The organism is Mycobacterium sp. SMC-19 (assembly GCF_045310815.1).
GTDB lineage: Bacteria > Actinomycetota > Actinomycetes > Mycobacteriales > Mycobacteriaceae > Mycobacterium.
In genome coordinates, this window is record NZ_JBJIAM010000003.1 from 196780 (window position 1) to 210476 (window position 13697).

Genomic DNA, 13697 nt, shown 5'->3' on the forward strand with positions numbered 1-13697 from the left:
ATGCCAATCGTGACCGGTGGATGGAGCGTCGTGAACAATAGCGGACTGGCTTCGCAGGTGGGTTCCCAATTCGGTCCTTACCGGTTGCTTCGGCTGCTGGGGCGAGGTGGGATGGGTGAGGTCTATGAGGCCGAGGACACCCGCAAGCATCGATCGGTTGCACTGAAGCTGATCGCCCCCGTGCTGTCGGGCAATCCGGCATTCCGAACCCGGATGCAGCGCGAGGCCGACGCGGCCGGCCGACTCACCGAGCCGCATGTGGTGCCCATCCACGACTACGGCGAGATCGACGGACAGATGTTCGTGGAGATGCGGCTGATCGACGGCAACGACCTTGGCATGGAGTTGCAGCGCCTGGGCCCGCTGACCCCGGCGCGAGCGGTGGCGGTGATCGAACAGGTGGCTGCGGCCTTGGACGCCGCACACGCCGGCGGAATCACTCACCGCGACATCAAGCCGGCGAACATCCTGCTCACCCGGGATAATTTCGCCTACCTGGTCGATTTCGGGATTGCCCGCGCCGCGGCAGATCCCGGCCTGACCCAGACCGGGATGGCGCTGGGCACCTACAACTACATGGCGCCAGAGCGGTTCAGTGGGGGCGAGGTCGACTACCGTGCCGACATCTATTCGCTGGCCTGTGTGTTGAGCGAGTGCCTCAGCGGTCAGCCTCCGTACCGGAGCGAGACCATTGAACGACTGATCGCCTCGCATCTGATGGAGCCCGCCCCGCGGCCCAGTCAGCTGCGGCCGGGCCAGGTGCCGATCGGCTTGGACCAGGTGATCGCCAGGGGGATGGCGAAGAATCCGCGGGAACGCTACAGCAGCGCCGGCGACCTGGCGCGTGCCGCACACGATGCGCTGACCACCGCGGAGCAGCATCAGGCCGCGATGATCGTGCAGCAGGGCGATGTGGCTACCCGAATGGCCAGCGCCGTCTCCAACAGCGGCGGCGTGGTCTCTCCCGCCACCGGGTACCGGCAACAGCCGGTCAACCATGAACAACGCGGCTACGAACCGAACTCCTACGACCAGCCGCTGGAGCACACCCAGATGCGGCCCGCCCTCACCGGCTGGCGGGACCGGCCGGCGCAGCAGCCCTCGACTGCCGGGCCGGAATTTTCCGCCGAGGCGAAGAACCGCGGCGATCGCCGATGGCTGGTGCCGGCTGCGGCAGCCGCGGCGCTGCTGGTCGCGGTCGGCGTGGGCGGTTACGCGGTCACCCACCGCTCGGATACGTCCCACGGGTCGACGGCGACGGCGTCGGCAAACGGGCAGAGCGTGTTGCCCTTGGACGGCCTGAGCTTCCGGCTCTCCCCGGGCGGGTTGGCGTTGGACAGCAGCGGCAACGTCTACGTCACCAACCAGAGCATGTACGGCCGGGTGGTGAAGCTGGCACCGGGCTCGAACAAACCGGAAATGCTGCCGTTCACTGGGCTCTACGAACCGCAAGGCGTAGCCGTCGATCGGGCCGGCGCGGTGTACGTCACCGACTTCAACAATCGGGTGCTGAAGCTGGACCCGGATTCCCACGTCCAGTCCGAGCTGCCGTTCACCGGGCTGAACTATCCGGAAGGGCTGGTGGTGGACAACGACGGCAGCGTCTACGTCGCCGACCGGGGTAACAACCGGGTGGTCAAGTTGCCGGCCGGGACCGACGCCCAGGTGGTGCTGCCGTTCGCCGGGCTGCACAACCCCGATGACGTGGCTGTTGACTCCTCCGGCAACGTCTACGTCACCGACACCGACAACGATCGGGTGGTGCGACTCGCCGCCGGATCCAACACCCAGAGCGTGCTTCCGTTCACCGGTCTCGATGCCCCGTGGGGCGTCACCGTCGATGGGGCCGGCAATGTCTTCGTCACCAACCACGACAGCCACACCGTGGTGAAGCTGACCGCCGGGGCCAACACCCAGACGAAGCTGCCGTTCACCGGCCTGAACACCCCACTACAGGTCGTGGTCGGTTCGGACGGCGCCCTTTACGTCGCCGACCGGGGCAACAACCGAGTGGTGAAACTGGTCGGCGGCACGGAACCGCGGGGTTGATGCGGCGGTTCCAGCTTCGGCTCTCCTGCGTCGAGCCTCGCTGAACCGCCGGTGTTGATGCGGCGGTTCCAGCTTCGGCTCTCCTGCGTCGAGCCTCGCTGAACCGCGGGGCTGATGCGGCGGTTCCAGCTTCGGCTCTCCTGCGTCGAGCCTCGCTGAACCGCCGGTCAGCGGTCGTGGACCGAGGTGATCCGAGTCGCCACGGCTGCCACGATTGCGCTGACCGCGACCAGGATGATCAGCGTCAGCGCCGCACCCCAGACTCGGGCAGCCCCGGCCGCCTGCGGGTTCCCCAGCTCGGAATAGATCAGCAGCGGCAGCGACGCCATGTTGTCGTGAAAGACGTCGTAGTTGATCGAACGGCTGTAGCCCACCAGCACCAGCACGGGGGCGGTCTCACCCATGATCCGGGCGATCGACAAGAAGATTCCCGACAGGATTCCCGAGAGCGCGGTGGGAATCACGATGCGCAGGATCGTCTTCCATCGCGGCACCCCCAGTGCGTAGCTGGCTTCCCGCAGTTCGTCGGGGACCAGCCGCAGCATCTCCTCGGTGGAGCGCACCACGATCGGCAACATCAGCAGCGCCAGCGCCAGCGACACCGCGAATGCGCTCTGCTCGAATCGGAGGGTGGCGATCCACAGGCTGAAGACGAACAGCGACGCCACGATCGAGGGGACCCCGGCAAGCACGTCGACCATGAAGGTGGTCAATCGCGCCCAGCGGCCGCCGCCGTATTCGATCAGGTAGATCGCCGTCATCAGGCCCAGCGGTACCGCCAGCACGGCGGCCATCCCGGTCTGCACCAGGGTGCCGTACAGCGCGTGGTAGACGCCGCCGGCGAATTCTTCGGGCAGTACGCCGCGTAGCGAGTGCGTCCACCAGTCAAGGTTGGTGATCGCGTGCCAACCGCGGGCCAGCACGACCCAGAGCAGCCAGACCAACGGAATCGCTGCGACGGCGAACGAGCTCACGAACGCTGCCGTGGCGATCTTGTCCGTCAGCCGCCGCCGCAGGCTGAGGTAGTGGCGATGTGGCTCCGGCGACGGTTTGACCGGTGCGTCGAGCAGTTGGGCGGTCATCCGTTGACCTTGCCGCCGGCCACCGCGCGAGCGGCGGCGTTGACGAAGAACGTGAGTGCGAACAATGCGAACCCCGCGGCGATGTAGGCGCCGGTCGGCAGCGGGGCGCTGAACTCCGCGGCCGCCGAGGCGATTTTGGAGGCGAATGTGTACCCGCCATCGAACAGCGACCAATTCCCAGGCTTTGCCGCGGCCCGCAGGATGATCAGCATCGCGACCGTCTCGCCCAGCGCTCGCCCCAGGCCCAGCATCGCCGCGGCGATCACGCCGCTACGGCCGTAGGGCAGCACCGCCATGCGGACCACCTCCCAACGCGTGGCTCCCAGGGCCTGGGCGGCTTCGATGTGAGCGAAGGGGGTCTGCCGGAACACCTCCCGCGAGACCGAGGTGATGATCGGCAAGATCATCACGGCCAGCACGATTCCTGCGGTGAAGATCGTGCCGCCGCCGGCCAGCGACACGTTGCCCTTATGGAACAGGAACAGCCAACCCAAGTGACTTCTGAGGAATCTCATCAACGGCACCAGCATCGGCGCCAGCACGAAGATCCCCCAGAGGCCGAAGATGATGGACGGCACCGCGGCCAGCAGGTCGATCACCACGGCAAACGGTCGGGTCAGCCGCCGGGGCGCGTACTGGGTGAGGAAGACTGCGATGCCGACCGAAATCGGCACCGCCAGCGTCAACGCGAACACCGAGCTCAGCACCGTGACCATCAGCAGGTCGCGGATGCCGAACGACAGGTGGTCGGGATCGTTGGTGCTGAACTCCGGGCTGGTGAAGAAGTTCCCGTCGTTGGCGAGCAACGACGGGAAAGCGCGCACCAGCAGGAAGATCGCGATCAGCGCGATCGCCACCACCACTGTCGATCCGGCCGAGACCGCGGCCGCCCGGAACAGCCGCTCGCCTCGCGGCGAGCGGCTGTTTGCCAGCGGCGTCGATGGATCCCCGGGGGTCACGAGATGGCGTCGACCGCGGACGCCAGGCGGGCCTTGAAAGCCTCGGGGATCGGCACGTAACCGTTGTCGGCCAGACCGCTCTGGCCTGCGCCGATGGTGGACTTCAGGAACAGCCGGACCGCGGTGCCGACCTCAGCGTCCGGGTACTTCGAGCACACCACTTCGTAGGTGGCGAGCACGATCGGATACGAGCCGGTCTGAGTCGGCTGGTAGAACGACGCCGTGTCGAGCACCAGGTCGTTGCCTTGGCCCTTGATGGTGGCCCCGGCGATGGTCTTGCCGACCGACTCGGTGCTGATCGCGACCGGATCGGGGCCGGCGGAGGTGACGATCTGGGCGGTCGCCAGGTTCTTGGCCTGGGCAAATGACCACTCGTTGTAGGTAATCGCGCCCTCGGTGGACGCGATGGCTCCGGCCGTGCCGTCGTTGCCCTTGGCGCCTTCGCCGACACCACCGTTGAACGTCTTTCCGGCGCCCTTGCCCCAGGCCCCACCGGAGGCGGCATCCAGGTATTGCTGGAAGTTGTCGGTGGTCCCGGACTCGTCACTGCGGAACACCACGTGGATCGTCTGGGCGGGCAGCGTGGCCGTCGGGTTGAGGGCCTTGATCGCCGCGTCGTCCCAGCTGGTGATGGCTCCGTTGAAGATCTTCGCGGCCGTCGGGCCGTCGAGGATCAGCGTGTCGACGCCGGGGAGGTTGTAGGTGATCGCGATCGGGCCGAACACCACCGGCAGGTTCCATGCCGGGGATTCGCAGCGTTGCTGCGCCTGCGCGTAGTCGTCGGCGCTCAGCGGGACGTCAGAGCCGGCGAAGTCGGTCTGGCCGCCGACGAACTCGCGGATACCGGCGCCCGATCCGTTGGCGGTGTAGTTGACGTTGTGGTCCGCACATTCGTCGATGAACACCTTGACGAACCGGGCCATCGCGTTCTGCTGGGCGGTCGATCCGCTGGCCTTCAGCGTGTCCGTGCCGCCGCAGTTCCCGCCGGCGGCCGCCGAGCTCGAGGTTGCCTTCTCGCCGGTGTCGGCGTTCTTGTCGCTGCCGCACCCGGATAACACCAACGCGCCGGTCGCCATAATGCCCAGCGTCGTGCCAATTCCATTCAGTTTCACATTGCCCTTTCGCAGACAAATTAGGGTGATGACAGTTAGTGCGACATCACCGAGCCAACCCGACCGCTAATTCGCAACAATCACATGCGAGCCGGATCACTTCTCAATTTAATGCGGTGAACAGAGGTGACGGTACGGTGAACGGCCATGATCTCACGGTGGAATTCTGGTGGAATTCTGATGACGCCGATATGGACTGGCTAAATGCCAGATGACAGGCAAGCCGACCGGGCCCGTATGCTTCGCGAAGTGGTCGAACCGTCCGTCGCGCAGTTGCGCACCCTCCTCGACGAGCTGACCTTCCGGGACGCGGCCTACTTCGGACGGCGCCTGAAGGACCTGCGCGGCGGAAAGCCGGAGCAGTTGCGCAAGCTGGCCGAGCGGATGGGTGAGGCACAAGCACTGGTTGCCGCGCGGCGCGCCGCGGTGCCCGATGTCCGCTATCCCGACCTGCCGGTCAGCGGCCGCCGTGACGAGATCGCCGCGGCGATCAGGGACCACCAGGTCGTGGTGGTGGCCGGCGAGACCGGGTCGGGCAAGACCACCCAGCTGCCCAAGATCTGCCTGGAGCTCGGCCGCGGCATCCGCGGCACCATCGGGCACACCCAGCCGCGGCGGCTGGCTGCCCGCACCGTTGCTCAGCGGATCGCCGACGAACTGGCCAGCCCGCTCGGCGATGTGGTCGGCTATGCGGTCCGGTTCACCGACCGGGTGTCCGATCGCACCCTGATAAAACTGATGACCGACGGCATCCTGCTGGCCGAGCTCGAGCGGGACCGCCGGCTGCTGCGCTACGACACGCTGATCATCGACGAGGCCCACGAACGCAGCCTCAACATCGACTTCCTGCTCGGCTACCTGCGGGAGTTGTTGCCGCGCAGGCCGGACCTGAAGGTGATCATCACCTCGGCCACCATCGAACCCCAGCGCTTCGCAGCTCATTTCGGTGGTGACGGTGGTGCGCCGATCGTCGAGGTGTCCGGCCGCAGCTACCCGGTCGAGATCCGGTATCGCCCGCTGGAGCTGCCGGTCAGCTCCGAGGCCGGGGATGACCCGGATGACCCAGATCGGGAGATCATCCGGACCGAGACCCGCGACGAGATCGAGGCGATCGTCGATGCGGTGCACGAACTGTCCGCCGAACCGCCCGGCGACATTTTGGTGTTCCTGTCCGGCGAGCGCGAGATCCGCGACACCGCAGAGGCTCTCGGCGGGTTGCCCAACACCGAGATTCTGCCGCTGTATGCGCGGCTGTCCACTGCCGAACAGCAGAAAGTGTTCGCCCAGGCGCGCGCCGGCCGGCGGATTGTGCTGGCCACCAACGTGGCTGAGACATCGCTGACGGTGCCGGGCATCCGCTACGTGATCGACCCGGGCAACGCGCGTATCTCCCGCTACAGTCGCCGGCTGAAGGTGCAGCGGCTGCCGATCGAACCCATCTCGCAGGCCTCGGCCGCGCAGCGCAGCGGCCGGTGCGGCCGCACCGCGCCCGGGGTATGCGTCCGGCTCTACAGCGAAGTCGACTTCGACACGCGACCGCGCTACACCGACCCCGAGGTGCTGCGCACGAATCTGGCTGCGGTGCTGCTGCGGATGGCGTCGCTGCGGCTGGGTGCGGTGGAAGACTTCGGCTTCCTCGACCCGCCCGATTCGCGCAGCATCCGCGACGGGGTCGCGCTGCTGGTCGAGCTCGGCGCGTTCACCGCGCAGGGCGCGATCACCGATGTCGGGCGCCGGCTGGCCCGGCTGCCGGTCGATCCGCGGTTGGGCCGGATGATCCTGGCCGCCGAGACCGAGGGTTGTGTGCGCGAGATGCTGGTGCTCGCCGCCGCCCTAACCATTCCCGACCCCAGGGAGCGCCCGGTCGATCGGGAGGAGGCGGCCCGGGCCAAGCACGCCCGGTTCGTCGACGACGATTCCGACTTCACTGCCTACCTCAACTTGTGGTCGTATCTGTCAGAGCAGCGGAAATCGCTGAGCGGCAGTGCATTTCGCCGGATGTGCCGCAATGAGTTCCTGCACTACCTACGAATCCGGGAATGGCAGGATCTGGTGGGTCAGCTGCGCAGCATTGCCGGCGATATCGGCATCCGTGAATCCGGCGAACCGGCCCAGCCGGCGGCCATCCACGCCGCGCTGCTGGCCGGGCTGTTGTCGCACGTCGGGATGCGACGCGACGACGGCCGCGAGTTCGCCGGCGCGCGCAACTCGAAATTCGTGCTGGCCCCCGGTTCGGTGCTGGCCAAACGACCGCCACGCTGGACGATGGTGGCCGAGCTGGTCGAGACCAGCCGGCTGTTCGGGCGCACCGCCGCACGCATCCAACCCGAAACCGTCGAGCGGGTCGCGGGGGATCTGGCGCAGCGCAGCTACAGCGAACCGCACTGGGACGCCAAGCGCGGCGAAGTGATGGCGTTCGAAAAGGTGACGCTGTACGGACTTCCCTTAGTGGTGCGCCGCAGGGTCGGCTACGCCCGGGTGGAACCGGCGGTGGCCCGCGACCTGTTCATCCGGCATGCGCTGGTAGAGGGCGATTGGGCGAGCCGGCACCGGTTCCTTTCCGACAACGCCGCACTGCGCACCCAACTGCGGGAGCTGGAGGACAGAGTCCGGCGTCGCGATCTGATCGTCGACGAGGACACCGTCTATGACCTCTACGACACAAGGATTCCCGCCGAGGTGGTCTCGGCGCGGCACTTCGACGGATGGTGGAAGAAGCAGCAGAAGGCCACGCCCGACCTGCTGACCTTCACCCGCGACGAGTTGCTGCGGACCCACGAGACACTCGGCGCCGATCGGCCGGACAGCTGGGCGACCGCCGACCTCGCATTGCCGTTGAGCTATCGCTTCGAGCCGGGCGCCGCCGACGACGGCGTAACCGTCCACGTGCCGATCGATGTGCTGGCACGCCTCGGCGGCGACGAGTTCGCCTGGCAGGTTCCGGCAATGCGCGAAGAGCTGATCACCGCGCTGATCCGGTCCCTGCCCAAAGATCTGCGACGCAACTTCGTCCCGGCCCCCGACACCGCCCGCGCGGTGCTGTCGGCCATCGGGCCGGCAGGTGAGCCGCTGCTGGAGACACTGGCCGGTGAGCTGCGTCGCCGCACGGGTGTGCTGGTCCCGCTCGATGCCTTCGACCTGTCCAAGCTGCCGGCGCATCTGCGGGTGACCTTTGCCGTCGAGGCCGCAGACGGCACCGAGGTGGCCCGCGGCAAAGACCTTGGTGCCTTGCAGGATCGACTGGCGGCGTCGGCCCGCGAGGCGGTCGCAGACGCAGTCGGTGCGGAGCTGGAACGCAGTGGACTGCGCACCTGGCCGGATGACTTGGACACGCTGCCGCGGGCCGTGCAGCGGATGGTGGCCGGGCGCGCCGTTCGTGGCTTCCCGGCCTTCGTCGATGCCGGCGCCACCGCGCAGCTGCGGGTGTTCTCCACCGAGGCGCAGCAGCGCTCGGCGCTTGGCCCCGGTATCCGGCGGTTGTTGCGCTGCGATATCCCTTCACCGGTCAAAGCGGTGGAACGGCAGATGGATTCGCAGACCCGGCTGATGCTCAAGGCGAACCCGAACGGGACCTTGGCGGCGCTCATCGACGACTGTGCCGACGCCGCGACCGACGCGTTGACGCCGGCGCCGGTGTGGACCCGAGACGCGTACGGCGCGCTGCGGGCCCGGGTGGCCGCCGCGCTGGTCCCGACCACCGCTGACGTGGTGACGCGGGTTGCACAGGTGCTGGCCGCGGCCCGGGACACCCAAGTGGCGCTGCCGGCGCGGGCGCCGGCCGGACAGGCCGAGGCGATCGCCGACATGACCGGCCAGCTGGACGCGCTGTTGGCGCCCGGGTTCGTCGCCGCCACCGGGCGTGCGCACCTGGGGGACCTCACCCGCTATCTCACCGCGATCCGTCGCCGCTTGGAGCAGCTGCCCCGCGCGGCGCAGGCCGACCGCGAACGGATGGCCCGGGTGCACGCGGTGCAGGAGGCTTACCAGGACCTTTTGGCAGCCCTGCCTACGGCACGCCGCCACGACAACGACGTGCGCGACATCGCCCGCCAGATTCAAGAGTTACGGGTGAGCCTGTGGGCTCAGCAGCTCGGCACGCCGCGCCCGGTCAGCGAACAGCGCATCTACCGGGCGATCGACGCATTACTCGCTTGAGGGCAGGGTGTGCTCGTCGGGGAACTTGCCGGTGGCCTGGAAGATCACCCGACGAGCGACCTCGACGGCATGGTCGGCGAACCGCTCGTAGAACCGGCCCAGCAGCGTCACGTCCACCGCGGCGGCTACCCCGTGCCGCCACTCCTTGTCCATCAACACCGAGAACAGATGCCGGTGCAGGTCGTCCATCGCGTCGTCTTCTTCGCGGATCCGGGCGGCCTTCTCCGGGTCGCGTGACAACAGCACTTCTTGCGCGCTGTTGCCCAACTCGACTGCAAGCCTGCCCATCTCGGCGAAGTAACCGTTGACCTCTTCGGGCAGTGCGTGCTGCGGGTGGCGGCGACGGGTGATCTTGGCGACGTGCAGGGCCAACGCGCCCATTCGGTCGATGTCGGCGACCATCTGAATGGAGCTGACGATCGCTCGCAGATCACCGGCGACCGGGGCCTGTAACGCCAACAGCACGAAGGAGCTCTCCTCGGCGCGGGTGCTCATCGCGGCGATCTTCTCGTGATCGGTGATCACCTGTTCGGCCAGCATCAGGTCGGCTTGTAGCAGGGCCTGAGTGGCGCGTTCCATTGCTGCCCCGGCCAAGCCGCACATCGTGCCGAGCTGTTCAGCCAGATCCGAGAGTTGCTCGTGGTACGCGGTTCGCATGCCCTCAAGACTAACCGTGGACCGCGATCCGCGCGGGTTGGGCGGGAGTGGGCGCTACTCGCAGGTGGTATCGGCGGCGTTGGTGACGGTCAAATCGTCGGGCAGTTCGGTCGGCTCGACGCTGGCGCCGCGGTTGAGTTGCACGCTGACCTGCGAGCCGCTGGCCGCGGGTTTGGTCACGGCACGGAAGTCCGACCCCAGGACAACTCGGACGATGCTGCCCAGTCCGCTGACCCGTTCGATCGGTGCGCCCGACAGTGCCGAGGACACCGTGGCGGCGGCCTGCTCGTTTCCGGGGGAGTACAGCACTTTGGTGGACTTGACGGTGCCGGGGTAGTCGTCGGCGTTGTCGACGTTGAAGCCCCACTGTTGCAGGCCTTCGGAGGTGGCGCCGGCCAGGCCGGACTGCTCGGTGGCGTTGGACACCCGCACCGTGACATCGGCGGGTGAGGTCGTGACCGCGTGCACCTGCTCGCTGAGCGGCTTGGCCGCCGGGCTGGCCGGTGATCCGGGCAGGGCGCTGGACTGGGTGGTGGGGCCGGCTGCCGCCGTGGTCGGCACCGCCGTGGCGTTGTGGTCGTTCTCGCCGGGCAGGGGGTCGTCGTTGATGATGGCGTCGAACAGCGCCCGCACGTCGTCCATCCGGGGGACCTCGTCGCCGTTCTCATCGGTCTCACTGGTCGGCACCGTGACGAAGGTGATGTGCCCGGCGGCGACCTTCTGCAACGACTGGCCGAGGTTCACCAGGTCCTTGGTGGTGACGTTGTCCACCGAGCTGTCGCCGATGAACATGTTGACCACATTGTTGAGCTTGGTCGGCGAGAAGAACGTGTTGGTGGAGATCAGCGAACGCAGCAGCGACGACAAGAACAGCTGCTGGCGTTTGATGCGGCCGTAGTCGCCGTTGTCCTCGGTGGTGACGTGACGGGCCCGCACGTAGTTCAGCGCGGTCCCGCCGTTGACCCGCTGGCGTCCGGAGTCCTCCAGGACGCTGCCCAGCACAAGGTCGTACAGCGGGCTGGGGGTGCACACCTCGACGCCGCCCAGCGCGTCGACCATCTTGCCGAACCCGACGAAGTCGACGGCCATGAACCGGTTGATCGCCAGTCCGGACAGTTTCTGGATCTCCTTGACCAGACACTTCGGGCCGCCGAAGGCGTAGGTCGAGTTCAGCTTCGTCTCGGTGTAGACGATGTCGTCGCTGTAGGTGCCGGTTTCCTCGTCGTAGATCGGTCCGTAGGCGCCGGTCACGGAGTTCCAGACCTCGCACTGGATCGGGGTGATCGCCAGGTCCCGCGGGAACGACACCACCACCACGCGTTTACGGTTCGCCGGGATGTTGACCAGCATGATGGTGTCGGAGCGGGCGCCCTCGGCGTCCTCGGTGCTCCCGGCGCCGATGTCGCTGTTGGCGCCGGCGCGGGTGTCCGCGCCGACGATCAGGAAATTCTCGTCGCCGTACTGGCCGGCCGCATCGAGAATGTCGTGCGAGTCGGGGTCCAGCGCGCTGACGTGGTTGAGGCTGCGGTTCTTCGACGAGCTCCACTGCCAGGCCGATCCGGTCAGCACCAGGGCCAGGATCGCCATCATGGCGGCGACCGCACGGCCCGCGAGCTTCGCCCGGTGGTGGGGCCCGTGCGGGATCGGATCGGCATCCGCCGGGCCGGTGTGGTGAGGCGGGTCGATCCGCGCCGGCGGCATCTCGGGGGCGGAGTCCGGCGGTTCAGCGAGGCTCGACGGAGGAGAGGCGAGGCTGGGACCGCCGAATTTACGCGGCGGTTCGGCGAGGCTCGACGGAGCAGAGAGGAAGCTGGGACCGCCGAATGATTGCTCGGTGGGCGGTGACCACTCGTCTTCGTCGGGGGCGTCGGCCGGCAGGAGTGACGTGCCGTGAATACGGTCGAGGTCGGGTACTTCCGACGGGTAGGCCACGTCGACGATGTCGGGCATCGGGGCCGATGCATCGGCCAAGTCGAGCGCCGGCGCATAGGGGGCTTCCGCCTCGGATACCGAGACGGGCTCGGGTGCTTCTGGGGGTGGTGGGGTTTCCGGGGCCATCCGGCGTTGGCTGCGCCCGCCGGACGGCGGGGCATCGGCGTTGACCCTGGCGATCAGTTCGGCAACGCTCACCGAGCCGTTGCCACCGTTGCGACGTCGGGACCCGGCTCGCCGACGGGGGGCGGGGTCCTCCGCCGACGGGTTCTGCCAGCGTTCCCAGGGTGCGGGGCCGGGCGGCGGCATCGTCATCAGCTGATGGTCGCCGTCGTCGTCATTGCCCTCCGGCGCCCAGCGGCCAGGAGTGGCGTTATCGCCGTCACTCATGTCCTCAGGGGCCTCCGAGTCCTTGGTACCGGCGCGCGTCGATCGCACGTCGGCGCGGTGTGGATGATCGGCATTGGTCTCCACACCTGCGTCCGCCCCCGCAGGGGCAATCCCTGCCTCGGGCAATAAGGTACTTATTCTACTGAGAACTTGCCAGACACGCGATGTCGACAAAGTCTCATTTCAGCCACCTGAGTGCATAATGTCCGCCCCGGTAGGCACCGCACAGTCATCGGGGTCCTCCAACCACCCTTCGGGCAGCGTGACCTTGGCCGGCGATCCCTGACGTCCGCGCGGGCCGGTGGCGGCTGCGGGGAAGGGGATAGATCCGTCCAGCTGCTTCAGCAATTCGTCGAGCTCGACCAGCGTGGTCACCATGGCCAGCCCGCGCCGCAGGTCGGAACCGGCAGGGAACCCGTGCATGTACCAGGCGACATGCTTGCGGATCTCGCGCATGCCCTTGTCCTCTCCGAAATGCTGTGCCAGCAGTTCGCCGTGGCGGCGGATGATGTCGGCGACTTCGCCCAGGGTGGGAGGGGTGGGGGCAGGCCGACCCGCGAAAGCCGCCGAGAGCTCGCCGAACAACCAGGGGCGCCCCAGGCAGCCGCGGCCGATCACCACGCCGTCGCAACCGGTGGCCGCCATCATGGCCAGGGCGTCGCCGGCCTCGAAGATATCGCCGTTGCCCAGCACCGGAATCGAACGGACCTGCGCTTTGAGCGCCGCGATCTGCTCCCAGTCGGCGGTGCCGGAGTAGCGCTGCGACGCGGTCCGAGCGTGCAAGGCCACCGCGGCAGCACCCTCGGCCTCGGCGATGCGCCCGGCGTCCAGGTGGGTGTGGTGGGCGTCATCGATGCCGATCCGGAACTTCACGGTCACGGGAATGTCGGTGCCGGCCGTGCCACGCACCGCTGCGGCGACGATGTTGCCGAACAGCCGGCGCTTGTAGGGCAGCGCCGACCCGCCACCGAGGCGGGTCACCTTGGGCACCGGGCAGCCGAAATTCATGTCGATGTGGTCGGCCAGTCCCTCGTCGGCGATCATTTTCGCCGCGGCGTAAGTGGTGTCGGGGTCGACGGTGTAGAGCTGCAGCGAGCGCGGTGACTCCTGCGGCCCGAATGTCGTCATGTGCAAGGTGGCGGGGTGCCGCTCGACGAGCGCGCGTGCGGTCACCATCTCGCAGACATAGAGCCCGCTGACCGTTCCGGCCCGGGACTGTTCCAGTTCGCGGCAGAGCGTGCGGAATGCGACGTTGGTCACGCCGGCCATCGGGGCCAGCACCACGGGGCTGGCAAGCTCGATCGACCCGATCTTCAGCGGCGACTGCGAGCGCGGCGAAGCCGGGCGCGGCAGGTCGCCGT

The 13697-nt window shown here is 67.8% G+C and carries 8 protein-coding genes; 2 read left to right on the plus strand and 6 right to left on the minus strand.

What is annotated here, in order from left to right:
- The first annotated feature begins 30 nt into the window (after positions 1-30).
- Entirely contained in the window at positions 31-2049 is a 2019-nt protein-coding gene (locus tag ACJH5R_RS08455; protein ID WP_406781750.1) for a serine/threonine-protein kinase PknD, read from the plus strand.
- 167 nt (positions 2050-2216) lie between these two features.
- Here the strand turns inward: ACJH5R_RS08455 and pstA are convergent, their stop codons facing one another.
- From pstA to pstS, 3 genes are read right to left on the minus strand one after another with little or no spacing between them, the layout of a single operon-like run.
- The gene (gene pstA / locus ACJH5R_RS08460; protein WP_406760013.1) at positions 2217-3131 is read right to left on the minus strand and encodes a phosphate ABC transporter permease PstA; all 915 of its coding nucleotides are present in this window, start codon (positions 3129-3131) and stop codon (positions 2217-2219) included.
- Entirely contained in the window at positions 3128-4090 is a 963-nt protein-coding gene (gene pstC / locus ACJH5R_RS08465; RefSeq protein WP_406760012.1) for a phosphate ABC transporter permease subunit PstC, read from the minus strand. The genes pstA and pstC overlap by 4 nt, the downstream gene beginning before the upstream one ends.
- Positions 4087-5202 carry a phosphate ABC transporter substrate-binding protein PstS gene (pstS, locus tag ACJH5R_RS08470; protein ID WP_406781751.1) on the minus strand — a complete coding sequence of 372 codons (1116 nt, stop codon included), beginning with the start codon at positions 5200-5202 and terminating at the stop codon, positions 4087-4089. Before pstS ends, pstC begins: the two co-directional genes overlap by 4 nt.
- A gap of 237 nt (positions 5203-5439) precedes the next feature.
- Between pstS and hrpA the strand changes: the two genes are divergently transcribed.
- Positions 5440-9357 (plus strand): ATP-dependent RNA helicase HrpA, encoded by a 3918-nt coding sequence (hrpA, locus tag ACJH5R_RS08475; protein WP_406781848.1) that lies wholly within the window; start codon positions 5440-5442, stop codon positions 9355-9357.
- Here the strand turns inward: hrpA and phoU are convergent.
- From phoU to dusB, 3 genes are all read right to left on the minus strand, one after another.
- Positions 9346-10014 (minus strand): phosphate signaling complex protein PhoU, encoded by a 669-nt coding sequence (gene phoU, locus ACJH5R_RS08480; RefSeq protein WP_047318210.1) that lies wholly within the window; start codon positions 10012-10014, stop codon positions 9346-9348. The genes hrpA and phoU overlap by 12 nt on opposite strands.
- 54 nt (positions 10015-10068) lie before the next feature.
- On the minus strand, positions 10069-12336 hold the full coding sequence (locus ACJH5R_RS08485; RefSeq protein ID WP_406781752.1) for an LCP family protein: 2268 nt from the start codon (positions 12334-12336) through the stop codon (positions 10069-10071).
- Positions 12337-12519: 183 nt separating this feature from the next.
- Entirely contained in the window at positions 12520-13653 is a 1134-nt protein-coding gene (gene dusB / locus ACJH5R_RS08490) for a tRNA dihydrouridine synthase DusB (protein ID WP_406760047.1), read from the minus strand.
- Positions 13654-13697 lie beyond the last annotated feature (44 nt).